At 72.6% G+C, this 24,641-nt stretch carries 23 protein-coding genes and 1 pseudogene; 13 read left to right on the top strand and 11 right to left on the bottom strand.

Features of this window, described 5'->3' with window-relative positions:
• Positions 1-75: 75 nt before the first annotated feature.
• Positions 76-339, bottom strand: a complete 264-nt coding sequence (locus AB0H81_RS21155; RefSeq protein ID WP_358376964.1) for a DUF4235 domain-containing protein — start codon at positions 337-339, stop codon at positions 76-78.
• Between the two features lie 225 nt (positions 340-564).
• Between AB0H81_RS21155 and AB0H81_RS21150 the strand changes: the two genes are divergently transcribed.
• The 4 genes and pseudogenes from AB0H81_RS21150 to AB0H81_RS21135 all read left to right on the top strand — a co-directional run.
• Positions 565-3,918: a beta-N-acetylglucosaminidase domain-containing protein gene (locus AB0H81_RS21150; protein WP_358376961.1), complete on the top strand. Its 3,354-nt coding sequence runs from the start codon at positions 565-567 to the stop codon at positions 3,916-3,918.
• A 152-nt stretch (positions 3,919-4,070) separates the two neighbouring features.
• Positions 4,071-4,571 (top strand): sigma-70 family RNA polymerase sigma factor, encoded by a 501-nt coding sequence (locus tag AB0H81_RS21145; RefSeq protein ID WP_358376959.1) that lies wholly within the window; start codon positions 4,071-4,073, stop codon positions 4,569-4,571.
• Entirely contained in the window at positions 4,564-5,568 is a 1,005-nt protein-coding gene (locus tag AB0H81_RS21140; RefSeq protein ID WP_358376956.1) for a hypothetical protein, read from the top strand. Before AB0H81_RS21145 ends, AB0H81_RS21140 begins: the two co-directional genes overlap by 8 nt.
• 161 nt (positions 5,569-5,729) lie before the next feature.
• A pseudogene (locus AB0H81_RS21135) lies at positions 5,730-6,038 on the top strand (rhomboid family intramembrane serine protease); the annotation flags it as partial.
• A gap of 39 nt (positions 6,039-6,077) precedes the next feature.
• Here the strand turns inward: AB0H81_RS21135 and AB0H81_RS21130 are convergent.
• On the bottom strand, positions 6,078-7,025 hold the full coding sequence (locus tag AB0H81_RS21130; protein ID WP_358376953.1) for a helix-turn-helix domain-containing protein: 948 nt from the start codon (positions 7,023-7,025) through the stop codon (positions 6,078-6,080).
• Between the two features lie 101 nt (positions 7,026-7,126).
• Between AB0H81_RS21130 and AB0H81_RS21125 the strand changes: the two genes are divergently transcribed.
• Both AB0H81_RS21125 and AB0H81_RS21120 read left to right on the top strand, forming a co-directional pair.
• Positions 7,127-8,170 carry a saccharopine dehydrogenase NADP-binding domain-containing protein gene (locus AB0H81_RS21125; protein WP_358376950.1) on the top strand — a complete coding sequence of 348 codons (1,044 nt, stop codon included), beginning with the start codon at positions 7,127-7,129 and terminating at the stop codon, positions 8,168-8,170.
• Between the two features lie 72 nt (positions 8,171-8,242).
• A complete protein-coding gene (locus tag AB0H81_RS21120) occupies positions 8,243-8,587 on the top strand; it encodes a hypothetical protein (RefSeq protein WP_358376947.1) in 345 nt (114 codons plus the stop codon).
• 97 nt (positions 8,588-8,684) lie between these two features.
• Here AB0H81_RS21120 and AB0H81_RS21115 read toward each other — a convergent pair whose 3' ends face one another.
• Together AB0H81_RS21115 and AB0H81_RS21110 are read right to left on the bottom strand one after the other, a co-directional pair.
• Entirely contained in the window at positions 8,685-9,341 is a 657-nt protein-coding gene (locus tag AB0H81_RS21115; RefSeq protein ID WP_358376944.1) for an HAD family phosphatase, read from the bottom strand.
• Positions 9,338-10,510: an MFS transporter gene (locus AB0H81_RS21110; RefSeq protein WP_358376941.1), complete on the bottom strand. Its 1,173-nt coding sequence runs from the start codon at positions 10,508-10,510 to the stop codon at positions 9,338-9,340. Before AB0H81_RS21110 ends, AB0H81_RS21115 begins: the two co-directional genes overlap by 4 nt.
• A 75-nt stretch (positions 10,511-10,585) precedes the next feature.
• Here AB0H81_RS21110 and AB0H81_RS21105 point away from each other — a divergent pair, with 75 nt between their 5' ends.
• The 4 genes from AB0H81_RS21105 (at position 10,586) to AB0H81_RS21090 (ending at position 14,858) form a co-directional block, all read left to right on the top strand.
• On the top strand, positions 10,586-11,968 hold the full coding sequence (locus tag AB0H81_RS21105; RefSeq protein ID WP_358376938.1) for a PLP-dependent aminotransferase family protein: 1,383 nt from the start codon (positions 10,586-10,588) through the stop codon (positions 11,966-11,968).
• Between the two features lie 134 nt (positions 11,969-12,102).
• Positions 12,103-13,296, top strand: coding sequence for a tryptophan synthase subunit beta (gene trpB, locus AB0H81_RS21100; protein ID WP_358376935.1), 1,194 nt, complete (start codon positions 12,103-12,105; stop codon positions 13,294-13,296).
• Entirely contained in the window at positions 13,293-14,093 is an 801-nt protein-coding gene (trpA, locus tag AB0H81_RS21095) for a tryptophan synthase subunit alpha (RefSeq protein ID WP_358376932.1), read from the top strand. The genes trpB and trpA overlap by 4 nt, the downstream gene beginning before the upstream one ends.
• A gap of 9 nt (positions 14,094-14,102) precedes the next feature.
• Positions 14,103-14,858, top strand: a complete 756-nt coding sequence (locus AB0H81_RS21090) for a GntR family transcriptional regulator (RefSeq protein ID WP_358376929.1) — start codon at positions 14,103-14,105, stop codon at positions 14,856-14,858.
• Positions 14,859-14,881: 23 nt separating this feature from the next.
• On the opposite strand, the gene AB0H81_RS21085 is transcribed toward AB0H81_RS21090, so the two are convergent.
• The 3 genes from AB0H81_RS21085 to AB0H81_RS21075 all read right to left on the bottom strand — a co-directional run bounded on the left by AB0H81_RS21085 (position 14,882) and on the right by AB0H81_RS21075 (position 18,122).
• On the bottom strand, positions 14,882-16,006 hold the full coding sequence (locus AB0H81_RS21085) for an aminotransferase class I/II-fold pyridoxal phosphate-dependent enzyme (protein WP_358376926.1): 1,125 nt from the start codon (positions 16,004-16,006) through the stop codon (positions 14,882-14,884).
• Between the two features lie 104 nt (positions 16,007-16,110).
• The gene (locus AB0H81_RS21080; RefSeq protein ID WP_358376923.1) at positions 16,111-17,331 is read right to left on the bottom strand and encodes an MFS transporter; all 1,221 of its coding nucleotides are present in this window, start codon (positions 17,329-17,331) and stop codon (positions 16,111-16,113) included.
• Between the two features lie 8 nt (positions 17,332-17,339).
• The gene (locus AB0H81_RS21075; RefSeq protein ID WP_358376920.1) at positions 17,340-18,122 is read right to left on the bottom strand and encodes an MBL fold metallo-hydrolase; all 783 of its coding nucleotides are present in this window, start codon (positions 18,120-18,122) and stop codon (positions 17,340-17,342) included.
• 88 nt (positions 18,123-18,210) lie between these two features.
• Here AB0H81_RS21075 and AB0H81_RS21070 point away from each other — a divergent pair, with 88 nt between their 5' ends.
• On the top strand, positions 18,211-18,810 hold the full coding sequence (locus AB0H81_RS21070) for an ABATE domain-containing protein (protein ID WP_358376918.1): 600 nt from the start codon (positions 18,211-18,213) through the stop codon (positions 18,808-18,810).
• A 99-nt stretch (positions 18,811-18,909) separates the two neighbouring features.
• Here AB0H81_RS21070 and AB0H81_RS21065 read toward each other — a convergent pair whose 3' ends face one another.
• Positions 18,910-19,407 (bottom strand): pyridoxamine 5'-phosphate oxidase family protein, encoded by a 498-nt coding sequence (locus AB0H81_RS21065; protein WP_358376915.1) that lies wholly within the window; start codon positions 19,405-19,407, stop codon positions 18,910-18,912.
• Positions 19,408-19,820: 413 nt separating this feature from the next.
• Here AB0H81_RS21065 and AB0H81_RS21060 point away from each other — a divergent pair, with 413 nt between their 5' ends.
• The gene (locus AB0H81_RS21060) at positions 19,821-20,660 is read left to right on the top strand and encodes a helix-turn-helix transcriptional regulator (protein ID WP_358376913.1); all 840 of its coding nucleotides are present in this window, start codon (positions 19,821-19,823) and stop codon (positions 20,658-20,660) included.
• Complete coding sequence (locus tag AB0H81_RS21055; protein WP_358376910.1) at positions 20,621-20,869, top strand: hypothetical protein; 249 nt, start codon at positions 20,621-20,623, stop codon at positions 20,867-20,869. The genes AB0H81_RS21060 and AB0H81_RS21055 overlap by 40 nt, the downstream gene beginning before the upstream one ends.
• Positions 20,870-21,013: 144 nt before the next feature.
• Here the strand turns inward: AB0H81_RS21055 and AB0H81_RS21050 are convergent, their stop codons facing one another.
• The 3 genes from AB0H81_RS21050 to cseB form a co-directional block, all read right to left on the bottom strand.
• Positions 21,014-22,369, bottom strand: a complete 1,356-nt coding sequence (locus tag AB0H81_RS21050; RefSeq protein ID WP_358376907.1) for a hypothetical protein — start codon at positions 22,367-22,369, stop codon at positions 21,014-21,016.
• Between the two features lie 135 nt (positions 22,370-22,504).
• Entirely contained in the window at positions 22,505-23,728 is a 1,224-nt protein-coding gene (locus AB0H81_RS21045) for a HAMP domain-containing sensor histidine kinase (protein WP_358376967.1), read from the bottom strand.
• An 80-nt stretch (positions 23,729-23,808) separates the two neighbouring features.
• Positions 23,809-24,537 (bottom strand): two-component system response regulator CseB, encoded by a 729-nt coding sequence (cseB, locus tag AB0H81_RS21040; RefSeq protein WP_358376904.1) that lies wholly within the window; start codon positions 24,535-24,537, stop codon positions 23,809-23,811.
• Positions 24,538-24,641 lie beyond the last annotated feature (104 nt).

The raw sequence follows: 24,641 nt of genomic DNA, 5'->3' as shown, positions 1-24,641 counted from the left end.
TATGACTCGACGTCGATGGCCGACCTGGTCGAACGGCTCGGCATCGGCCGGCCCGCCGTGTCACGGGCCGCCGGGTCAGCGCTTCGTCTTGCCGGTGACCGTCCTGTGCCGGAAGGTCTGCGCGCCCGCGCGGTGCACGGCCGCCTTGACCAGGCCGAAGATGGCCCCTTGCACCGCCGCGGCGACGAGGACCTCGCTCCAGGTCCGGGCCAGGTCGCCGGCGTCCGGCGCGTCGTCCTGGCCGGAGGCCAGCTTCCACACCCGCTTGAACAGCGCTGCCGCCAAGGCGCCGCTGAGCATGCCCATCCCCAGCGACGCGGCTTTCTCCACAGGTTGCATCTCATCTCCTCCCGACGGTGTCTGCCTGTGCCCCGTGTCACGGCGCTAAACACGCACCCGCGGCGGGCAGGCTCGCCGCCCGGGGCGCACTGGTCTGGACCAGGCGAGCACGACGCGGGCCACTGGTATTGACCAGCAGGACGGGCAACTGATCGAATGTGGGCGATTCGCACCACTTTTAGCCGGGTCCCGGATCTCGGTACCGGTTCCGCCCAGGAGGACTCCTTGGCCCTCAGCCGCCTGTTAACCGGCGCGATCGCGACGACGCTCTCGCTGCCTCTCCTCATCCTGACCGGCCCATCAGCACAGGCGGACACCGCCCCGATCAGCCCACCCGCCCAGCAGGTGAAGGGCCGCGACGACGGCTTCACCCTGACCCCCGTGGTCGGACTGGTCCGTACCGGACAGAGCGACGCCTCGGCGGAAGCGGTCGTCCGCCGCACCCTGGCCAGGGCCGGCGTCAAGCAGGTACGCGTGACGGACGAGACGGATCCTCGCACCCCCGTCACCATCTGGCTGGGCGACGGCGCCGCCGTGCTCGGCCGCCTGGGCGTCGAGGACGCCGCCAAGCTGCCCGCCGAAGGGTACGTGCTGGCCGCCGGCCGCGAGCCCGGCGGCCGCAAGCACGTCGTGCTCGACGGCGTCGACGCCGACGGCACCTATTACGCGGCGCTGACCTTCCAGCAGCTCGTCCGCGAACACCACGGCAAAGACCGGGTGCCCGGCATCGAGGTACGCGACTGGCCCGGCATGCGCTACCGGGGCTCCGTCGAAGGCTTCTACGGCACACCGTGGACCCACGAGGAGCGCCTGGCGCACCTCGACTACCTGGCCGCGCACAAGATGAACACCTACGAGTACGCGCCCAAGGACGACCCCTACCACCGCGACCGGTGGCGCGAGCCGTACCCGCCGGAGAAGCTCGCCCAGCTCGGCGAGCTCATCAGGCGCGCACGAGCCGGTCACGTCGACTTCACCTTCGCCGTCTCGCCGGGACTGTCCGTCTGCTACAGCGCGCAGAGCGACGTGGCGGCGCTGCTGGCCAAGTTCGACGCGCTGTACGCGCTCGGCGGGCGTTCGTTCACCCTCGCCCTGGACGACATCGACTCCGGGCGGTGGAACTGCGACGGCGACCGCGAGAAGTACGGCGCGCCGGGCGGGGCGGCGGCAGGCAGGGCGCAGAGTGACCTGGTCAACGCCGCGCAGGCGTGGGCGGCCGGCAAGGGCGACGTCGCGCCCGTGCAGATGGTGCCGACCGAGTACTACAACGCCACCGAGACGGCCTACAAGAAGGCCCTGCGCGAGCTCATGAGCCAGGACGTCATCGTGCACTGGACCGGCACCGCCGTCGTGCCCGAAAAGATCACCAAGGCGCAGGCGGCCCAGGCCAGGAAGGTCTTCGGGCACCAGATCCTGGTCTGGGACAACTACCCGGTCAACGACTACGCCGGGGGGCGGCTGCTGCTGGCTCCCTACGACGGGCGGGAACCCGGCCTGTCGGAACACCTCGCCGGCATCATCTCCAACCCGATGAACCAGGCCTCCGTCAGCCGGATCGCGCTGTACTCCTTCGCCGACTTCGGCTGGCACGACACCACGTTCAACGCCGAGGAGTCCTGGCTGCGGGCGCTGACCGAGCTGGCCGACGGCGATGCGGCCCTGATCCGCGCCCTGCGCGACTTCGCCGACCTGAACACCTTCGACGGCCGCCTGCACCGCAAGCAGTCGCCCCTGCTCACCGCCGAGATCGCCGCGTTCTGGCCCGCGTGGCGCGAGGGACGTCCGACCACACTGCGCGCTCACGCCGAACGCCTGCGCGCCGCGGTCGAACGGATCAACCACGAGCTGCCCGACCGGGCGTTCGTCGCCGAGGCCGCGTCCTGGCTGCGGGCGGCCGACCTGTGGACGAAGGCCATGGTGAAGGCTCTCGACGTCCTGCGAGCGGTACGGGACGACGACGGCGGGCGGGCCGTACGGGCCGCCGACCAGGCGCGCGAGCTCGTCGCCGCCGCGAACGCCATCCGCGACACCCGCGTCCCGCACGACACCCAGGCCCCGCGCGTCGGCGACGGCGTCCTCGACAGGTTCATCACCGACGCCCTCGCCGAGCTGGACCGCTGGGTCGGCGTCACCGCCACCAAGCCGCGGGCCACCACCAGCCTCGGCACCTACCAGGCCAACACCCCCGACCGGATGGTCGACGGCGACCCCGGCACGTTCTACTGGAGCAACAGCTCGCCGGGCTCCGGCGACCACGTCACCGTCGACCTCGGCGCCCCCCGCGCGATCGGGGACGTCACGCTGCTCATGGGCAAGCCGGGCAGCCCGAACGACTACATCCGCGCGGGCGCGCTGGAGGTCTCCCGCGACGGCGTCACCTGGACCCGGCTGGCCACGGGCACGACCGCGGAGATCAAGGTGACGGCGCCGTCCGGCACCGTGGCCCGCTACGTGCGCTACCGCGCCACCGCCGCCAACAGCACCTGGCTCGTGGTCAGGGAGTTCACGGTCCAGGTGAGCGACGACTCGGTCACCAGGATCACCGTCACCGGCACCCCGGCGGGCACCGGGCTCGACCTGGCCGCCGACGGCGACCTGGGCACCGCGTACACGGCCGGCACGGCGCCGGCCCGGGGCGACGCGCTGGTCGCCACCCTGTCCGCGCCGCGGCTCGTCGAGCGGCTTCTGATCGTCGGCACCGGCTCGGCCGAGGTGCAGGTACGCGCCGACGGCCGGTGGCGGACGATCGGGCGGCTCTCCGGGCCCTACACGGAGCTCGATCCTGAGGACGTGCGGGCCGACGCCGTGCGGCTCGCCTGGACGGCCGGCGGACGGCCGCCGCGGATCGCCGAGATCGTCCCGGTCTACGGTGAGGGACCCGTGGCCACCCTGATCGTGGACCCCGCGGCCCTGGACGCCACCAAGGGCGTCGAGACGACGGTCAGCGCCACGTTCGTCTCCGAGCGGGCCGCCGACGTCACCGGAACGCTCAGCGTCACCGGGCCGGAGGGCTGGCGGCTGCCCGCGGACCGCCAGATAACCGTGCCCCGGGGACATGGGCTGACGCTGCCGATCGCGTTCACGCCGGCCGGGCCGGGCGCCCTGCGGATCGCGTTCACCTCCGGCAACGCGGAGCCGGTCGCGGCGGAGGTGACGGTCAGCGCGCACCGGCCGGCCGGTGACGCCGACGTCGCCCTGAAACGGCCGGTGACCGCGTCCTCGGTCGAGGGCGGCACCGCCTTCGCCGCCGCCAACGCGGTGGACGGCGACCCGGCCACCCGCTGGTCGTCCGGGCGTACCGACGGCGAGTGGCTGGCGGTGGAGCTGGCCCAGCCGGTCGACGTGGGCAAGGTGACGCTGCGCTGGGAGGCCGCGTACGGCTCCGCGTACCGGATCGAGGGCTCGGCCGACGGCACCGCGTGGCAGCCGCTGGCCACGGTCTCCGGCGGGGACGGCGGCGTCGACACGCTCTGGGTCGACGAGCCGAACCAGACCCGGTTCCTGCGCGTGCAGGGCGTCAAGCGCGCCACCGGCTACGGCTACTCGTTGTGGGCGCTGGAGGTGTATCCCGCGTCCTGACCTCGCCGGCCCGTTCGCTCGCCTGGTGGAGCTCCGTTCTCCGGAGCGGAGCTCCACGCGACGGCCGGGCCCGGCGCGACGGATCACAAAAAAGTTCCCGCCCGGTGTCAACCCACCGGGCGTACGAGTGTCTCTGAGACGTGAACGACCTGATGACAGACCGCCGGGAGGGCGCCGGCCTGGCCGAGCTGTTCTCCGCGCACTACCTCGGGATGGTACGGCTCGCCGGGCTGCTCGGCGCCGACGACCCCGAGGACATCGCGCAGGAGGCGTTCGCCCGGTTGCACGCGCGCCGGTCCCTCCTCAGGGACGACCGCGCGGCCATCGCCTACGTGCGTTCCATCATCTGCAACCAGACCCGCAACCGCCTGCGCCACCTGCGCCTGGCTCGGCTGCGCCGCACCGACCCTCCGCTTGACGCGGCCAGCAGCGAGCATCACGTCCTGGTGGCCGAACGCCATCGCGAGCTGCTCGCGGCGCTGGAACGGCTGCCGCGCCGCCAGCGCGAGGCTCTGGTCCTGCGCTACTGGCTGGAGCTGTCCGAGCAGGAGATCGCCGACGCCATGGGCGTCTCCCCCGGGTCGGTCAAGACTCACGCCAGCCGCGGCATGGCCGCGCTGTCCAAGGCACTCAAGGAGGACCACGATGCTTGACGACCGCCTCCGCGAGGCTCTCGACGCCAAGGCGGGGATCTACGAGCCCGATCCGCAGGCGTGGAACAAGATGCGGGAGAAGGCGGCGAGGACGCGGCGCGCGCGCCGGTTCTGGGCGGTGGCGATGCCCGCCGCGGCGACCGTGGTCGTCGCGGGTGTCGTCACGCTCGCCGGCGGTCTGTTCCGGACGGACCGCGCGCCGGCGGCCCGCCCGCAGGGCGAGGTCGTCACCGACGGCGATCTGAAGCTGTGGTTCGGCAAGGTCACGCTGTCGGACGGCAAGCTCGCGGACACCCTGTGCACCGAGACACCGACGACGAGCCAGTGCCGGCCGTTCTACCTGCCGCCGAAGGACCCGACGGCCGGGGGCCGGCTGCTCGACCTGAAGGGTGACCCGGTGATCTCCATCGGGGTCGCGGGCCGCGACGTCATCTCGCTCCGGGGCGTCGAGGAGGGCACCGACAAGCGGCTAGCCGAGGGCAGGGTCTACACGCTCAAGGGGGCGCCGGCCAAGATCTGGGTCATGCGCCACCCCGCGAGCGACCGGCTGCAGTTCGACTTCCGCAGCACGGGCGGCAGGGGCTATTCGCTCAGTGGCGGCTTGTCCAGGTGCAGCAATCGGCCTCCTGAGGGTCCCGCGGTCGAACTGGGCCACGGAGTGCGCGCCACCTTCCGGAAGGGGTGCCTGATGTGGTGGATCGACGACAGGTCGTCCGAGGTGGGCGATCTGGGGACCGACGACGACTACGCCGAGCTGCTCAAGCGGCAGCCGCTGGCGGCCATGGGTTACGGCAAGCGCTGGTACGGCCTCACCAGGAGCGGCACCGCCCGGCTCGAGATGGTCGGCTCCGGCGGGAAGCGCCTGTCGGCCGTCGCCAAGCCGGACCCGTGGGGCTTGGGGGTCGCGGTGTTCTCCGTTCCCACCAACGGGTTCGAACTGGACCACCTGGTCATCGGCTACGACGCCGCCGGCAAGGAGATCTGGCGCGACGAGTGATCCGCCGCTGATGCAGGATTCGTGATCTTTCCCCCCGATACTGGTCCCGCTCGCAAGGCGTGGACAGCCAGGGAGGAACCGGGTGGAAGCCAAGGGGCGCACGGCCGAGATCATGATCGCCGAGGCCCGCAAGGCGTTCTGGGTGATGGTCGCTCGGATTCCTGTCCGCCTACCGGGGCGTCACCAGGTTCCTCAGCGTGACGGGGCTCATCATCCTGGTCAGCGGACTCGGCGCCTGGTTCACCTCCGACCCGGCCGCGACCGGGGTGGGCGCGAGCGGCGTCGTCTTCGGCTACTTCGGCTACGTCCTGGTGCGCGGCGCGTTCGACCGGCATCTGATCGACATCGTGGTAGGCGTGGTCATGGCCCTGTGCTTCGCCTACCAGTTCACCGGGCTGCTCCCCCAGGAAGGCGTCGGCTGGCAGGCTCACCTGTTCGGCTTCCTCGCCGGTGTCCTGGGCGGCTGGCTGTTCCGCGACCGCCGCGGCCGTCCCCGGCCGGCCGCGGCCTCACGCCCGGAACGTCCGGCGGTAGGCGTCCGGCGGCACGCCGATCGTACGGTGGAAGTGGCGGCGCAGTGTCGTCGCCGTGCCCATGCCCGCGGCCGAGGCGATGGCGTCGACGCTGTCGTCCGTGGTCTCCAGCAGCTCCTGCGCGCGGCGGATCCGCTGCGTCAGCAGCCACTGCAGCGGGGTGGTGCCGGTCACCGAGCGGAAGTGGCGGGCCAGGTGGCGCGAGCTCATGTTCGCCTGGCGGGCCAGGTCCTCCACGGTGAGCGGCTGGTCCAGCCGCCGCATCACCCAGGGGAGCAGCTCGGCCAGGGGGTGGCCGTCCTGGGCGGGCACCGGTGTGGTGACGAACTGGGCCTGGCCGCCGGCCCGGTGCGGCGGCACGACCAGGCGGCGGGCGACCACGTTGGCGATCGCCGAGCCGTGGTCGCGGCGGACCAGATGCAGGCACAGGTCCATCGCCGCGGCCTTGCCCGCGGACGTGAGCACGCTGCCGTTGTCGACGTAGAGCACGTCCTGGTCGACCCGCACCCGGGGGTAACGCGCGGCCAGTTCCTCGGTGTGGGCCCAGTGCGTGGTCGCGCGCAGCCCGTCCAGCAGGCCGGCGGCGGCGAGCACGAACACGCCCGTGCACAGGGAGACCACCCGCGCGCCCGACTCGTGGGCCATGCGCACCGCTTCCACCAGGTCGGCCGGCGGGTCCTCGTCGACGTCCGCCAAGGCGGGGACGATCACGGTGCCGGCGTGCGCCAGCCAGTCGAGCCCGCAGTCCGGCTCCAGGAGGAACCGGCCGACCCGGACGGGGTGCGTGCCGCACACCCTGACGTCGTACCAGGGGCCCGGCAGGGCGTCCGGGGCGGAGCCGAAGACCTCGTAGGCCAGGGCCAGCTCGAAGTGCAGCATCCCGTCAGTGGCGGCGACCGCGACGGAGCGCGAAACAGACCTCATGTCGGGAATTGTACGCATCGCGTCGTTCCAGACACTGGGCCCCGAGGGGCCGGCAGGACAGGATTGCCGCAGTGAATCACTTCGAGCACGCGGGAGCAGGCATGGGATCGAGTCGGAACGTGGCGGTGTTCGGCGCCTACGGGCACACCGGGCGGTTCGTGGTCGCGGAGTTGCGTGAGCGCGGATACGTCCCGCTGCTCCTCGGTCGCGACCAGGACAAGCTGCTGGTGCTGGCGCAGTCCCAGCCGGGGCTCGAGACGCGGCAGGCGTCGGTCGACGATCCGGCCTCGCTCGACCGCGCGCTGGACGGCGCGGCCGCCGTGATCAACTGCGCCGGGCCCTTCGCGGCGACCGCCGCCCCGCTGGTCGAGGCGGCGCTGCGCGCCGGCATCCCGTATGTCGACGTGGCGGCCGAGATCGAGGCGAACGTCGACACGTTCGCGCACTTCGCGGAGCGTGCCCGCGCCGCGGGCACGGTGGTGGTCCCGGCCATGGCCTTCTACGGCGGCCTCGGCGACCTGCTGGTCACCACCGCGATGGGCGACTGGACGGCGGCGGACGAGGCGCACATCGCCTACGGCCTGAGCAGCTGGCACCCCACGGCCGGGACGCTCGCCTCGGGCGTCGTCTCGGGACAGCGACGGGGCGGCCGCCGTGTCCGCTACACCGGCGGACGGCTGGAGTACCACGACGACTCCCTGCCCACCCTGGAGTGGCCCTTCCCGGCTCCGCTCGGCCCCCAGAGCGTCATCGGAGAGTTCACCATGGCCGACGTCGTCACCGTCCCCAGCCACCTGGCCGTCCCGGAGGTGCGCACCTACATGACCGCCAAGGCGGCCGGGGACCTGTTCGCTCCCGACGCCTCGGCACCGACCGCGGTCGACGAACACGGCCGCTCCGCGCAGACCTTCGTCGTCGACGTCCTCGTCCGCTCCGGCGGCATGGAACGCCGCGCGGTCGCCACCGGCCAGGACATCTACGCCATCAGCGCGCCGCTGGCGGTGGAGGCCGTCGACCGCGTCCTCACCGGACGGACCAGGACCACCGGCGTCGTCTCCGCGGGCGCGGCCTTCGACGCCCCGGACTTCCTCCGCGCCCTGTCCTCGCACCTCTCGCTGGACGTCCCGCTCGACACACGCGGCTGACCGGCGCCCGTGGTCAGTGCGCTCCGCCACTCGGGTCCTGTCCGCGGACCATCGCGTCGTAGGCTCCAGCACATGCACAGCAGCCTGGCGGAGCACGCCCGGTGCCTCTACGGGGACGAGTACCGACCGGCACCGGAGTGCGGCCTCGAACACCGGGAGCACTACTTCGTCGAGGAGTTGACCTTCGCCGACGCGGATTCGATCCTCGCCATGTTGCGTGAGCTCTGCCCCCAGGTGGTCGACGGCCGCCTGCCGGTCTGGGTCCGGAACCTGGCCTATCGGCTGGTGCTCCTGCAGCGGCCGGACGAGCCGGCGCTGATGCGGCAGGCTGCCGAGAATCTGCGGCTGCACGGCCCGGACTGGGACCACATCGCAGCAGATCTGGCCAAGCGGGCAGACGCTCTGGAAGCGGGCTGATCACGGGTCGGGCCAGAGGCGGATCGAGGCCACGGCGATGGCGCCGCGGACGACGTAGGGGCGCTTGTCGCAGCGCGCTCATGTCTGTGGCCGCGCCTCAACGGTCGTGGTCGAGGTGGTCGAGGATCCCGGTCAGGCGGGTGATGAGGGATGTGGCTCCGGTGAGCCTGCTCGCGGGGGTCAGGGCGGTGTAGCCGACGACGGGCATGCCGGCTGCTCTCGCGGCGCGGACGCCATGGGGGCTGTCCTCCACGACCAGGCAGTCGCGCGGGTCGGCACCGAAGGAGGCGGCGGCATGGAGGAAGAGGTCGGGGGCGGGTTTGCCGATGCCGCCGACGTCCTGGGCGCTGAAGACCATGTCGGGCGGCAGCAGGGGGCGCAGGCCCGTCCGGTCGAGGGTGAGGTCGATCCAGGCGTGGTCGGAGGAGGACGCCAGGCAGTAGGGGATGCCGCGGCGCCGCAGTTCGGTCAGGACGGCGGAAGCACCCTCGACGGCGTCCAGTCCTTGCTCGAAGGCGGCGAACACCCGCTCGTGGCAGCGTGCGGTGAAGTCGGCGGCGAGCGTGCCCCCGTAGCGGTCCGCGACGACCGTGTGGACGGTGCGGGCGGCGTTGCCGAGGAAGTATCGGTAGGACTCCTCCAGAGTGAAGGGGAAGCCCAGTTCCGTCAGGTATTCGGACAGCACGCGGTGCGCGGTGGGTTCGCTGTCGACGAGGACGCCGTCGTTGTCGAAGATGACCAGCCGGGGTTTCATGGGCTCTCCGTTCGGGTGAACGTCAGGACGAGGGCGATCGCGAGGAACGCGGCGCCGAGAAGGCAGGTCGCGGTCCAGCCGCCGGCCGCGTACGCGGAGGGTCCGGCGGCCGCGCCGGCGACGCCGCCGAGGGTGTAGACGGTCATGTAGACCGAGGCGAGGCGGGCGCGGGCGTCGTCGATGCCGTAGATGACGCTCATGTTCAGCAGGTGGGTGGCGCTGATGGCGGTGTCCATGGCCAGGAGCCCGATGAGGAGCCAGGCGAGATGGCTTCCGCCGGCCCACAGGGCGGCGAATGACGCGACGCCGAGGGCCAGTGTCGCCCTGGTGAGCCGAACGCGGTCCGCCCGGTCGGCGGTGCGGCCGAGGGGGCGGGCCGCGACTGCTCCGGCGGCGCCGATCAGGGCCAGCGATCCGATCTGGGCAGGGCCGTACTCGTAGGGAGGCTCGGAGAGGCGGAGGGCGGCCGTCGACCAGAACACGCCGAAGGCGGCGAAGGAGCAGGCCCCGATGAAGGAGCGCCGTCGCAGCAGGCGCTGGGTGGCGGCCAGCCGGACGGTGGCGCGTAGCTGGGCCCGGTAAGGGAGAGCCAGGTCGGGCGGGGCCGGCGGCATGACGCGGGTGAGGACGACGGCCACGAGCAGGGTGACGACCGCCGCCCCCGCGAACAGGGGCCTCCAACCGGCGACCTGCGAGACCAGACCCGCGACCGTACGGGACAGCAGAACGCCGGTGAGGCCACCGGTGAGCATCGTGCCCATGGCGCTTCCGCGTTCGTCGGGTGCCGCCAGGGCGGCGGCGTAGGGGATGAGGGTGTTGACGACGGCGGCAGCGGTGAGCCCGACGAGTGCCCCGGCTGCCAGGAGGAGGCCGGCGCTGGGCGTGGCGGCGGTCACGGCCAGGGCCGCGGCGTCGAGGCAGAGCAGGACCGCCAAGAACGGACGCCGGGGGACGATGTCACCGAGCGGGACGACGAGGATCAGGGCGAGGGCGTAGCCGAGCTGGCCGACGGCGATCAAGTGGTCGGCGGCGTGCGGGCCGAGGGATCGGGTCATCTCCGGCAACAGGGGCTGGCAGTAGTAGAGGTTCGCGATCGTCAGCCCGTAGGCCGTCGCGAGTAGCCGGACGGTCTTACGGGAGACGGCCCGCGGAGGTCGAACCGTGGTCACCCGGACGACCCTAAGGACGCGATTGGGCCGCCGGTAAGATCCAATTTCATGGCGGATGAGTGGCCCAATCTTGGGATGGATCTCCATCTGGAACTGGACGTCACCGAGGGGCGGCGGACAGGACTGGAGCGGGCGCTGCGGGAGGCGGTGCGGTCGGGGCGTCTGGCGACCGGAACACGGCTGCCGGCGACCCGCCGGCTCGCGGAGGATCTGGGACTGGCACGGGGCACGGTACGGGCGGCCTACGACCAGCTGATCGCCGAGGGGTACCTGGCCGCGCGGCAGGGTTCGGGCACCGTGGTGGCGCTGCCGCCGCAGGTCGCGCCGGCGCCCGCGGCCGCGCCGGCCGCGGTTGAGCAGCCGCGGCACGACCTGCGTCCGGGGAGCGCGGACGCGTCGGCCTTCCCGGTGGCGGCGTGGCTCGAGTCGTCGCGGCGCGCCCTGGGATCGGCTCCGGCCGACGCCTTCGGCTACGGCGATCCACGGGGCCGCCCGGAGCTTCGGGCGGCGCTGGCCGGATACCTGGGACGAGCCCGAGGCGTGTCGGCCCACCCGGACTCGATCTTGATCACCAACGGGTACCTGCAGGGATTGACGCTGCTCGCCGCAGTCATCGGCGGGACGTTCGCGGTGGAGGACCCGGGTGTCCCGTTGCACCGCGAGGCGGTTCGCCGAACCGGCGCACGGGTGACCCCGCTACCGGTCGACGATCTCGGCGCCCGTACCGATCTCCTCGGCGACCTCGGCGCGGACGCGGTGGAGGTCACCCCGGCCCACCAGTACCCGACCGGCCGGACGCTCCACCCCGACCGGCGGCGCGCCCTTCTGGACTGGGCGCGCTCGTCCGGTGGCCTGATCGTCGAGAACGACTACGACGCCGAGTTCCGCTACGACCGCAAGCCCGTCGGCGCGCTGCAGGGCGCCGACCCCGACCACGTGGCCTACCTGGGAACGACGTCCAAGACACTCGGCTCGGCGCTGCGGATCGGCTGGATGGTCCTGCCGCCCCGCCTGATCGCCCCGGTCGCCGACGCCAGACTGCACACCGACCACCACACCGAGCACCTCGGCCAGCTGACCTTGACCGACCTGATCGTCCGTCACGGCTACGACCGCCACATCCGCACGTCCCGCCAGCGGTACCTCCGCCGCCGGGACCAGCTCCGCCACCACCTCGCGAGCTTCCCGATTGCGCTGACCGGCATCGCCGCCGGCCTGCACGCCCTGGCCCTCCTCCCCCCGGACGGCCCCACCGAGACCGACGTCCGGACCGCCGCGCAGGCCCATGGGCTCGCCCTCGGCTACCTGTCGGAGCGCGGCGAACTGCCCTCCCCCCGCCAGGGCGTCATCATCGGCTACGGCCGCCCCCCGGACCACGCCTACGCCTCGGCCCTGGACGCCCTGACCGCGACCTTCGCCGCCTGCTTCGCCCCTTCAGGGCCGAGCTACCAGCTGTAGGGGGCCTCGCCGGCATTCCTGCGAGATCGACCGCAAAGGAGCGAGGGCCGGCCGGGGGTGGCGCGTCCCACGTCGTCCATGCCACACTCACTGTTATAGAACTCTGTGCAGAGTTATAGAACGAGGTGTGTGAGATGCGCATGCGTGAGCCGGTCCTGGCGACCGGGACGATGGGCGAGCCCCGGGCGCGGGGCCGGTTCGGCGAGTACGGCGGGCGGTACGCGCCGGAGTCCCTGGTGGAGGCATGCCGCGAGGTGGATGAGGCGTTCCGGGAGGCGCGAGCGGATCCGGGCTTCGGCGCCGCCCTCGCGGAGCTGCTCGCCTTGCACGTCGGGCGGCCGACCCCGCTCACGCCGGCCCGCCGGCTGTCGCAGGAGCTGGGCGTGCAGCTGTACCTCAAGCGCGAGGATCTCACCCACACCGGCTCCCACAAGATCAACAACGTGCTGGGCCAGGCCCTGCTGGCCACCCGGATGGGACGGCGCAGGCTGATCGCCGAGACGGGAGCGGGCCAGCACGGGGTGGCCACCGCGACCGCCGCCGCGCTGCTCGGCCTGGAGGCCACGGTGTTCATGGGCGAGCGCGACATCGAGCGGCAGGCGCTGAACGTCTTCCGGATGCGCATGCTGGGCGCCGAGGTGGTCCCGGTGACCTCGGGCAGCCGTACCCTCAAGGACGCGACCAGCGAGGCCATGCGGCACTGGGTGGGCGCGACCGGCGACTCCCACTACTGCATCGGCTCGGTCGTCGGGCCGGATCCGTACCCGTGGATGGTCAGGGAGTTCCAGCGGGTCATCGGCGACGAGGCCCGCGGGCAGTGCGCCGCCGAACTGCGGACCGGCGTCCCGGACCACGTGGTCGCGTGCGTCGGCGGCGGCTCCAACGCGGCCGGCACGTTCGCCGGCTTCGCCGACACCTCGGCGCGCCTGGTCGGCGTCGAGGCGGAGGGCGGCGCCGGGGCGGCCCGCGGCACGCTCGGCGTCCTGCACGGCTGCCGCTCGCTGTTCCTGCAGGACGACGACGGGCAGATCCTCGAGCCGCACTCCATCGCCGCCGGGCTCGACTACCCGGGGGTCGGCCCGGAGCACGCCCACCTGCGCGACCTGGGCCGTGCCCGGTACGTCACGGTGACCGACGAGGAGGCGGTCGGCGCGGCGGTACGGCTGGCGCGTACCGAAGGCATCGTCCCTGCGCTCGAATCGGCGCACGCCCTCGCCTGGGTGATCCGCGCGGCGGGCGGCGGCGACCTGCCCTCGGGATCGACGGTGCTGATGACGTTGTCCGGCCGGGGCGACAAGGACGTCTCGACCCTGAAGGAGCTGCTGTGACGAACCCCACCCTGGCCGCGGGCGCGGTAGAACGCCACCTGCGTGCCCGCCGGGACACCGGCCGCGGCCTGCTCATGCCGTACGTCACCGGGGGGATCACGCCCGGCTGGACGGACTACCTCCGGGCGTTCGCCGACGCCGGCGCGGACGCGATCGAGGTCGGCCTGCCGTTCTCCGACCCCACGCTCGACGGCGTCACCATCCAGCAGGCGAGCGACACGGCGCTGGCCCGGGGGGCGAGCACCCGCCGGATCCTCGCCGACCTGGCCGAGGCCGGAGACGTGGGCGTGCCGCTGGTCGCCAGCACCTACTACAACCTGGTGCTGCACGACGGGCCCGAGGCGTTCTGCGCCGCGCTGCGCCGGGCCGGCGTCGACGGCCTGATCGTGCCCGACCTGCCGGTGCACGAGGCGGACGAGCTGACGGACGTGGCCGCCGCCGCCGGGATCGACCTGGCCCTGCTGGCGTCGCCGGCGACGCCGCAGCCGAGGCTGGAGGAGATCTCGCGCCGCAGCCGCGGTTTCGTCTACGCGGTGTCGCTGATGGGCACCACCGGCGAGCGGGCCGCCCTCGCCGCCTCGGCGGCGGAGCTCACCGCGCGGATCAGGCGCGGCACCGACCGGCCGGTCTTGCTAGGATTTGGCATTTCCACGCCTGACCAGGCGCGCGAAGCCCGCCGGCACGCCGACGGCGTGGTGGTCGGCGCCGCGGTCATGCGGCGGGTGCTCGACGGGGCCGGACCGGACGACCTGCGGGCCTTCCTCGCGGCCCTGCGCCGGGCCCTCGACCAGGAGTGACGCACCACGATGACCCCCGACGCCGGGCACGAGGCGAGATACCGCGCCATCGCCGCCGACCTCGCCGCGAAGATCCGGTCGGGACACTACGCCCCCGGCGAGGCCCTGCCCCCGCAACGGGAGCTGAGCGCCTCCTACGGGGTGACCCTCATGACGCTGCGCCAGGCGTTGCGGATGCTCAGCGACGAGAGGCTGATCGTGCAGCGGCCCGGCAAGGGCACGTTCGTGGCCCCGCCCCACCTGGCGTACCAGCTCGGCTCGCTCCGCAGTCTGGCCGACGACCTGCGGGAACAGGGCCACGACGTGCGCACCGTGGTGGCCGGGCGGGCGATGCGCCGGGCCCCCGCCCGCATCGCCGCGGAGCTGCGGCTGCGTCCCGGCGACACCGCCCTGCGGCTGGAGCGGGTCCGCGAGTTCGCGGGCCGTCCCGCCGTCCACCAGGTGTCCTGGGTCCGCCAGCCGGTGGCCGGCCAGATCCGCGACCGCGACTTCACCGCCGTCTCCCTCTACACGGCGCTCGCCGAAGCGGGAGTGGCGGTCGCCCGGGCCTCCGAGGTGGTCCGGCCCGGCCTGCTCGACCCCGCCGCCGCGCGCCGCCTTCACGAGCCCGAGGGCAGTGCCGTGCTCGTCAGCACCCGGATCACCTACACGCCCGACGCCGTTCCCGTCGTGTCCGACCATGCCACCATCCTGGGCACCATGATGGAGATCCGCACCGAACGCGCCGCGACCGGCCTCTCCCTCACCTGGCGCGCCACCAGCTAGTGCCCCGTGGCGACGCACCGCCGTCAGGAGCCTCCAAGCTGCCATTCCGGCCAGGCTCGGGCGAGCGCGGCCATCCCCTCGGGGAACAGCACCCTGCCCATGCCGAATCGCAGGTGCTGTCCAGCGTGCTGGAACATCACGTCGGGGGCCAGCAGCACACCGTGACGGCCGACCAGCCACTCGGAGAACGCCCGCGCCTCCGTCGCCGTCAGCCACGGGTAGGCGCACGTCCCGCCCACGGGGGGCACCCAGTCCCACCCGGGCGTGGACTCCACGAACGAGGCCAGCGCGGCTGCGTTGGCGCGGACCAGGCTGTTGGCGCGATCCATGAGCGCGGGAGCCGCCTGCAGGCCCGCGACGGCGAGGACCTCGCTCGGTGCGCTCGTGGCCAGCGTCGTCCAGTAGCGGTAGTCCAGCAGGCGCGCCGTCACCGCCGCGTTCCGCGTGACCGTCCAGCCGATCCGGACTCCGGCCATGCCGAACACCTTGGACACGCCCGCGACCGAGATCGCGTTGGGCGTCAGCGCCGCCGCGGGCGGGAGCCGGCGCTGCGGCTCCAGCTCGATGCCTCGGTAGATCTCGTCGCTCAGCAGGAGGGTCTCGGTGCCGTCCACCAGGCCCACGAGCTCCTCGAAGACCGGCGCTTCCGGCAATGCTCCCGTGGGGTTGTGGGGAAAGTTCGCCACGAGCAGCCGGGTGTCCGGCCGCAGGGCGCGCCTGACCTCGTCCACGTCCAGGCGCCAATCGTCCTCCCGCCGGAGGCGGATCTCGGTCACCTCCGCCCCGATCGCACGTGGCACATCGATCAGCAGCTGGTACGTGGGGCCGATCACCACCACGTGGTCCCCGGGGCTGAGGACGGCGTTGAGGAGGACGAACACCGCCTCGGTGGCGCCGGCGAAGATCTGCGCCGCCGACCCCGACGGCAGACCGGAGGACTGGGCCGCCAGCTCCCTCAGCAACGGGTGGCCCGGGGATTCGGTGTAGCCCAGCGTCAGGGACTCGTACCACCGACGCGTGTCCTCGGGGGCGACCTCCCACAGCGCATCCAGCGACAGTCCTTCGGTGTCCGATCCGGTCAGGTTCACCCGGCACGTGAACTCGTGCTCGGCGAACATGCGCTCGATCAAGAACGGAGGCAGTTGCACGTCGCGATCCTGTCTGCTGGTAGGGGTGTCCACGTGGCGGGTTGCTCCTCAGAGACTCTGCCGCAGCCGGGCCCGTGGGCGGTACCCGTACGTCTGTTCCTTCGTCATCGGCCGCGGGCTGTCGTGATCACCGCTGGGACGATGGCCAGCGCCAGGATGCCGCCGCCCAGGGTCAGGAGAGGGTAGCCGGCGGTGGCCGTGACGAGGCCCGAGGCCATGCCGCCGGTCGCGCCCGCGATGGCGACGGAGACGTCGACCAGCCCCTGGGTCCTGGCGCGGGTGGCCGGCGGCACGGTTTCGGTGATGATCGCGGTGCCGGTGACGAGGCCGAGGTTCCAGCCCAGGCCCAGCAGCGCCAGGGCCAGCGCGTACGCGGCGACGGATCCGCCCGGGGCGGTGGCGGCGACGATTCCGGCGGCGAGCAGGGCCAGCGCGGAGGCGGTGGCCGTCATGAGGCGGCCGTAACGGTCGACGAGCCAGCCCGTCACCGGCGAGGGCAGGTACATCGCGCCGATGTGGATGGCGATGACGAGGCCGGAGGCGGCGGCGCCGTGGCCGTTGCCGTGCATGTGCACGGGTGTCATCGTCATGATCGCGACCATGACGAGCTGGGAGAAGACCATGACCAGCGTGCCGGCCAGCACACCGGGACGGCGCACTTCCGGGTGCGGCCGGTCCGGTTCCGCGGGGGGCGGGGCGGTGCGGGACAGGAGCAGCGGGTCGGGGCGCAGCCAGACGATCAGGATCAGGGCAGCCGTCGCGTAGGCGGCGCCGGCGAGCAGGAACGGCCCGGCCAGGTACGGGATGCCGAGGACGCCGGCGAGGTCGGCCGTGGCGGAGGTGAGATTGGGGCCGGCCACCCCGCCCAGCGTGGTGGCGACCAGCACGGTGGACACGGCGCGGGCGCGGTGCGCGGGGGCCGCCAGATCGGCACCGGCGTAGCGGGCCTGCAGGTTGGTGGCGGTGCCCGCGCCGTAGACGAACATCGCGGCGAACAGCAGTACGGGCTCGCCTGCGACGGCTGCGGCGATGACGCCCGAACTGCCGGCCGCGCCTGCCAGGTAGCCGGCGGCGAGGCCGGGCCGCCGGCCGCGCGCGTCGGACAGGCGCCCCACGGCGACGGCCGCCAGCGCGGAACCGGCCGTGGACAGCGCGCTGAGCAGGCCGGCGAGGCTGGTGGAGCCGAGCATGTCCTGCGCGAGCAGGGCGCCGACGGTCACGCCCGCCGCCAGCCCGGCCCCGCTGAGGACCTGGGCGGCGACCAGGACGATCAGGACGCGGCTCTGCGGCCGAAGGCGCGGGGGGTCAGCGGTCCGGGCAGGCACGACGCTCCTCACGTACGGTCGCCCAGGTCCAGGTGGCCGGCCAGGCCGGCGGCGGCGAAGGCGGCCACCAGCTCGTCCCGGCCCTCGCTGAAGTGGGCCCAGCCGTCGTAGTGGACGGGGATCACGCGGCGGGCGCCGAGGATCGCGCACGCTTCGGCGGCCTGCGCGCTGTCGAGGACGATCAGCGCGCCGTCGAACAGGACGGAGAAGCGGGGAGCCCCGGCGAAGAGGATCGCGGTGTCGATCGGGCCGAAGCGTCCGGCGATCTGCTTGACCGCGTCGAGCGAGGCGTTGTCGCCGCTGACGTAGACCGTGGGCAGGCCCTCACCGGTCAGGACGAATCCGACGACCTCGCCGGTGATCCGCTCGACCTCCTCGCGGGGGCCGGGCCCGTGAATGGCGGGTACACCGGTGACGGTGACCGTGCCGCCTCCGGGGCGGTCCAGGGTGATCGGCTCCCAGTCGGCCAGGCCCCTGGCCCCGTTCCCCAGGCGTCGCCCGCCGCCGGGCGTGGTGAGGGTGAGGGGGATGTCGGCGAGCAGGGCGCGGCCGGAGTGGTCGAGGTTGTCGGGGTGTTCGTCGTGCGAGAGCAGGACCACGTCGACGCGGCCGAGGTCGGCCGGTACGGCGGCGGGTGGCGCCGTCTTCGTCAGCGCGCCGCCGGGCACCTGGTAGTGGCCGGGGGCGTCGAAGGTCGGGTCGGTCAGGAAGCGCAGGCCGCCGTACTCGAAGAGGGCGGTCGGGCCGCCGAGAACGCGGACGGGGATCTGGGCAGCGGTGGTACCGGGCACAGGAATGACCTCACGGATGAGAAGGGGATTATCCGTGAAGGACGGTAGCGGTGTCTCACGGATGAATGCAAGCCGTACCATGAGAGCCATGAGCGAGCTCCTGACCGCCGAGTCCGTGCCGCCGCCCGCGCCCGGCGCGGACGACTACCTCGCCCTCGACTTCGTCAACAGCGCGATCGCGCTGCCCGGAGGGCACTTCGTCGATCTCCTCGGCACGCCGGGGGCGACCAACCGGTGGCTCACGGAGCGCGGCCTCGCCCCCGAGGACGCCGGGGTCCAGGAGATGTGCGCGGCGCAGTTGCGCTCGCTGCGCGAACACCTGAGGGTCCTGTTCGCCGCCCGGGCCGGTGGCCTGCCCGCCCTGCCCGCGGCCCTGTCCGCCGTCAACGACGCGCTGAGCAGGGCCCCTTCCGCCGCCCTGCTGTACTGGGACGACAAACGCGGCCCCTATCGCACGACGCCGTGCCCCACCAACGAGATCCTCGACCGCGCGCTCGCGACACTCGCGGCCAACGCGGCCGACCTCCTCACCGGCCCCGACGCCGACCGCCTGACCCCGTGCCGTTCCACCCCGTGCAACCGCTACCTGCTGCGTCACGGCCGCCGCCATTGGTGCTCCGTCCGCTGCGGCGACCGCGCCCGCGCCGCTCGCGCCTACGCCCGCCGCACCCAGCCGAAGGAGGACTGACCCGGCCGCACCACGTCCGCGCCGGCACCGGACCGGTCGGCGGCTCGCCTGCGGGCTCGAGCCGCGCGGCGAAGTCCTCTTCCCCGGAGTGGTTGGATCTCAGGCTCGCTGACGTTCGGCCCGCTGCCGGACCAGCTCCTCGACCGCGGAGGGAAGGGTGGTTTCGAAGTCGATGAGTTTCGCCCAGGTCGGGGTGAGGACGATCCGGACCATGCCGTCGTAGAGCGAGCGGACCTCCGCCTCCCACTCGATGCGCTGCTCGGCTGTCATGTCGTAGCTGCCGTTCATCTGGAGATACTCGTCCGGGATGCCGTCGACGACGTCCAGCTCGACCCGCCCGCGGATGAGCAGGATCTTCGGCGGGTGGACCTCGGTGTCGATGGTCAGGGCAACCATCGGGTTCTCGCGCAGTGCGGCGAGCTTCGGGGCGTTCTTCGTGGTGCACATGACGATCTCCGAGCCGTTCCAGGTGAAGGCGATCGGGATGCAGCGCGGCGTGCCGTCCTTGGCGACGTAGGCCAGGCGGGTCAGGTCGCGGGCCAGCAGCTCCTGGCTGATCGGCCGGCTCAGGATCTCGGTGATCTCGGTCGGTCGCATGGTGATCGCTCCTTCGTCGGCGTCGCCGAGCGACACGTCCTGGCCGCTCGTGCCCCTGGGACGGAGCCGGCCGGACGTTCTCGACATCCGAGGCGCACGAATTCGCGGAATCTTCTGAGCTCGATCGCCACGACACCGCCGCGCGATCCGGCCGTTGGATGTGATCGTCGAACGACACCGCGCCGGACCAGCGGCCCTCCACTCCGGATCAGGCGTGGGCGACCCTGCGCGAAGGCAACCGCCGCTGGGTGGCCGGCACCACGCCCCACCCGCACCAGGACGCCGCCCGACGCAGGGAGGTGGCGCAGAAGCAGAGAGGGGAACCTCCCGTGTCAACTACCGGCCACACGGACGCGGGCGAGGTCTCACCGACCGTAACGTGGTGGCTGCTCGCAAGTGGGGCAGGAGGGGAGATGACGGGCGTGGTCGAAGGCGAGCCGGATCTGCCGGACCCCGGGCGGATCCGTACCCGGCAGGACTTCGCGCGGGAGCTGACGCTGCTGCGCGAACGATCGGGAATGACCGTCCGGCAGGTGGCGGTCAAGATCGGCGTCGGCGGCGCGCACAGCACGATCGGCGACTGGTTCGCCGGACGAGGGCTGCCGTCCACGGCCCTGCGCGACCTGCTGGTACGGCTGCTCAACACGTGCGGCGCGGACGATCCCGACACGGTCGAGCAGTGGTTACGTGCCTGGCTCCGGGTTCGGCGGGCACCTGGTCGCCGTCCGGCCGGAGCCGAGCCGTACAAGGGGCTGGCGAGCTTCGGGCCCGAGGACGCCGCCTGGTTCTTCGGGCGCGAAACCCTGACGAGCCTGCTGCTCGACCGGATCGACGGGCTGCGGGCCGCGGGCGGCGGCGTGCAGGTGGTCGTGGGGGCGTCCGGGGCGGGCAAGTCGTCGCTGCTGCGGGCCGGTCTGATCCCCGCCCTCTCGGCCGGACGGGTGCCGGGGGTGGCGCTGTGGCCGGAGCCGCTGCTCACGCCGGGCGCCCATCCGATGAGCGAGCTGGCCGCCCGGCTGACACCCGCCCGACCGTCCGGCGCCGACGCGGCGAGTCTGGTCGCGGGGATGCGTCCCGCACCGGACGATCCGGCGCCCGTGCTGGTCGTCGACCAGTTCGAGGAGGTCTTCAGCGCGTGCGCCGACGAAGGCGAGCGGCCGACGGCCGCACCCTGGCCACGGCGGGAGCCGACCGCGTCCTGCGGATCTGGGACGTGCGTGACCCGCGCGCCCCCGGCCCGCCCGTCACCCTGAGCGGGCACACCGACGTGCTCAACGCCGTGGCCGCGGCCCCCGACGGGCGCACGCTCGTCACCGGCGCCGACGACTCCACCGTCCGGCTCTGGGACCTCGATCCCGGCCGCGTCGCCGCCCAGGTGTGCGCGCTCGCCCACCCGCGCATCACGTCCGCCGAATGGGCCCGCCACCTGCCGGGACCGGCGTTCCGGCCACCCTGCCGGTAGCCCCCGGACCTTCTACGGCCCCCCACGGCAGGGCGGCAGGTGACGGGTCACCCGGCACGGACCAGACCACAGACGCTCGGCCGGACCCCGGCCGAGCGTCTGGCCATCCTCGTCACCCCGCCCCCGGGCGGGGCCGCGCCGTGCCTACGAGGTCTGGCGCACGAACTGGGTCAAGGCCCCGCGCCAGTGCACGCCCAGGCTGTAGAGCACCCGCGAGCCAGGCGCGAGAAGCGGGCCGGCGTGGTTCATCACGCCCGTCGGCCCGATCTCTCTGCACATGGCGGGCAGGCCCTCTCCGGCGCACCCCGCGTAGGTGAGGTCACCGTTGGGGGAACGGCGCAGGTGGGTGGCCGCGCCCCACGCGAACGACGGGCCCTGGGTGCTGCCGTAGACGCTCCCGCCGTCGGCGGAGACGGCCACGTCCACGTACGCTCCCCGTGGCCCGTCGGCCCGGCACCCTGCTGCCACGCCGATGCACCCCGCGTAGGCGAGGTCCCCGGTGCTCGCGATGCGGCGCAGGTGGCTGACGCCGCCCGGACCGGAGACGTACAGGCTGTCGCCGGCCGCCGTGATGGCGCCCCTGGTGATGCCGGCCAAGCCACTGGTGGCGGGGACGTTGCAGCCGCTCGTGCCCGTCTGGGAGACGCAGCCCGCCTCCGCCAGCGAACCGGTGGCCAGGTCCCGGCGGAAATGCGTCACCGAGCCGGGGCTCCTGGCCACGATGTAGAGACTGCGCCCGTCGGCGCTCAGCACGGTGTCGCCCGAGGAGGTCATGACGCCGGTACGGCCGATCGCGGTACAGCCGGGCATCGCCTCGCCGATGCAACCGCGGAAGGTCAGGCGGCCGGTGGGGTCGTCACGGCGCAGGTGGTAGACCGCGCCCTTGCCGGATCCGGCCGCGTACAGGTACAGGTCGCGGCCGTCGGCGGTCGCGGTCAGCGCGTGGTCGGCGGTGGACCAGGGGGTGAGCCCGGGCAGGACGTCGACGTCGCCGCAGTTGAAGTCCCAGGCGCAGAAGTCGGTGTCGAGGTCGCCGTTGGTCTTCGTCTTGAACCCGACCACGGCCGCGGGGGTGGAGGCGTACACGTGGGTGCCGACGGCCACCACGGAGCTGGCTCCGCGCAGGCGGTCGGGGAGCGTCACGCCGCCCACCTTCGTCGGCTGGCAGCCCGTGACGCCGCCCATGCAGCCGGTGAGGGTCAGCCTGTCGTCCGCGGCCCGGCGGAAGGAGGAGATCGCCGGCATGGCCGTGCCGCTCCCTCCGTCGCCGCCGGCCACGACGTAGACGGTGTCGCCGTTGGGACGCATCGTCGCCGCGGACGCCCAGTCGAGCGGGTTGACCGGGCCGATGTCCACGGTTCCGGGCACGTTGGAGGAGATCGTCCGGACGAAACCGATGTCGCCCACCGCTGCCCACGCGCCGGTGGGTAGCGCCAGAACCAGTGCCAGTGCCGCGGCGAAGCCCGCGGCCCAACGTGATGTACGGCCGACTGCCAGCACGTTGTGCTCCTTTCGTCAGATCGACGATCAGCGAGGCACCGGCCGGGACGGAACGCGTCCGGAGTTATCCGGACAAGACCGTACAGCGGAGCGCGCACGGGCAGGCCGCCGGCATCGCCTTCCGCAACAGCTCGGCTACGGCTCGGGCATGACGCGCCCGCGGCGCCTGGCCGAGTGGAACGACGCCGGCGCGCTGGTATTGCCTCGCAGGTGAAGCGCGGCGATCGCGCCGCCGTCCGGAGCGTTGGCGAAGGCGAGCCGGGCGCCGATCACCTTGGCCTGGCCAAGGGCGATGGTCAGGCCAAGGCCGTGGCCCCGGCCGCGTTCGGCCGCGCCGGTGCGGAAGCGCTGTGGTCCGTCTGCCAGCAGTTCGTCGGGGAATCCGGGGCCGTGGTCGCGTACGACGATCGCCGTGTCGTTCACGGTGACCTCGACCGGAGAGCGTCCATGGCGGTGGGCGTTGGCGACCAGGTTGGCGATGATCCGGTCGAGGCGGCGCGCATCGGTGTCGGCGGCTGGATCCCCGGTCACCGTCAGCTGGACCTGCAGTCCCGTCCGGCCTACGGACTCCTCGACGACCTGGCCCAGTGGCACCAGAGCGCGATCGGCCCGCTCCGCGCCCGCGTCGAGGCGGGAGATCTCCAGCAGGTCCTCCACGAGCGTTCGCAGCACCCGCACCCGACCTCTGACCAGTTCGGTCGCCTCGCTCGCCGGGAGCAGTTCGGCCGAGATGACCAGGCCCATCAGCGGGGTACGCAGCTCATGGGCGACATCGGCGGTGAAGCGCTGTTCAGTGAGCAGCCGGTCCCGCAAACTGTCGGCCATCGAGTCGACGGTGGCCGAGATATCGCTGATCTCGTCGCCGCCCCGGCCTACCATGCTCCGGGCTTCCAGATCGCCGTCCGCGATACGCCGCGCGGTACGGGCCACCCGCCTCAGCCGCCGGTTGGGCAACTCTGCGGCCAACGTCCCCAGGAGCACGACAACGGCGAGCACGGCCAGAGAGGCCATCACGATGTGCCGGTCCAGGGCCCGCAGGCTGCGGATCTCGGGCCCCATGTCGATCTTCACGGCCACCGCCTGGCCGCCGACTGACTGCACCGCCCACATCCAGGGGATGTCCGGCTGACGATCGTCGTACCAGGTGATGTACTGCCCCGTGCTCCTCGCCTGCTGGAGCAGCACGGGCGGAATCTCCGCGGGGTTCGCATGAGCCGGCGTCCTGCCCGTACGCCGGTAGTCGTCCACCACGACCAGCAGTTCGCTGAAGGCCCGGTTCCTGCCCAGGCTCATGGAACGCTCAAAGGTGCTCTGGTGGACCAGCACTCCGAGGGCCAGCGCGACCGCGCAGGACGCCATGGCCACCAGCGCGGCGATCTTCCAGCGTAGCGACCTCCAGTTCAGCAGCCCACGTGCCGTCCGGGCGATGGCGGGTCCCATCAGCGCCGCAGCTTGTAGCCGAAGCCGCGGACCGTCTCGATACGGTCGGGTCCGATCTTCTTGCGCAGCCGCTGCACACACAGGTCGACGACGCGGCTGTCCCCGTCCCAGCCGTAGTCCCAGACGTTACGCAGCAGTGTCCGCCGGTCCAGCACGATCCCTGGATTCGCCGCGAACTCCAGCAGCAGGCGCAACTCGGTGGGGGCCAGCGCGACCGGTTCACCGGCCCGGTGTACTTCCAGACCCTGTGGATCGATGGTCAGGTCCCCGAAGACCAAATCGTTGGCACCGCCGGGAGCGGGCTCGGGAGTGCGCTCAGGGCCTGGGGCGAAAAAGGCTCGGCGCAGCAGGGAACGGATCCTGGCAACCAGTACGGAGGTGTCGACCGGCTTGACGACGTAGTCATCGGCTCCCGCCTCCAGACCCGACACCACGTCCAGGGCGTCACCACGCGCGGACATCATCAGGATCGGGTCCATGCTGGACTCCCTGACCTTCCGGCACAGCCCGATGCCGTCCAGCCCTGGCAGCATCACGTCCAGCAGCAGCACGTCGTGCCGTTGCTCCCTGAACAGTTCGAGGCCGGTCAGACCGTCGCCCGCCGTGCTCACGCGATAGCCGTAGCGCTCCAGCGCCAGCCCGATCGTCTTGCGGATCACCTCGTCGTCCTCGACGAGCAGTACGGTGACAGGGGGCGACGGTCTGCTACCGACATCCGAAACCGACATTGCTCCCCGAATACGGTTGATAGCTAATGAGAGACAATACAAGGACTCTCTTTGTGGGCGTACGAAGACATCGTCGGCCCCTGCGGAGACCGGTGCACCGGGAA

This window comes from Nonomuraea sp. NPDC050691 (assembly GCF_040654455.1).
Lineage (GTDB): Bacteria > Actinomycetota > Actinomycetes > Streptosporangiales > Streptosporangiaceae > Nonomuraea.
This window is presented reverse-complemented; position numbering and strand designations above follow the sequence as displayed.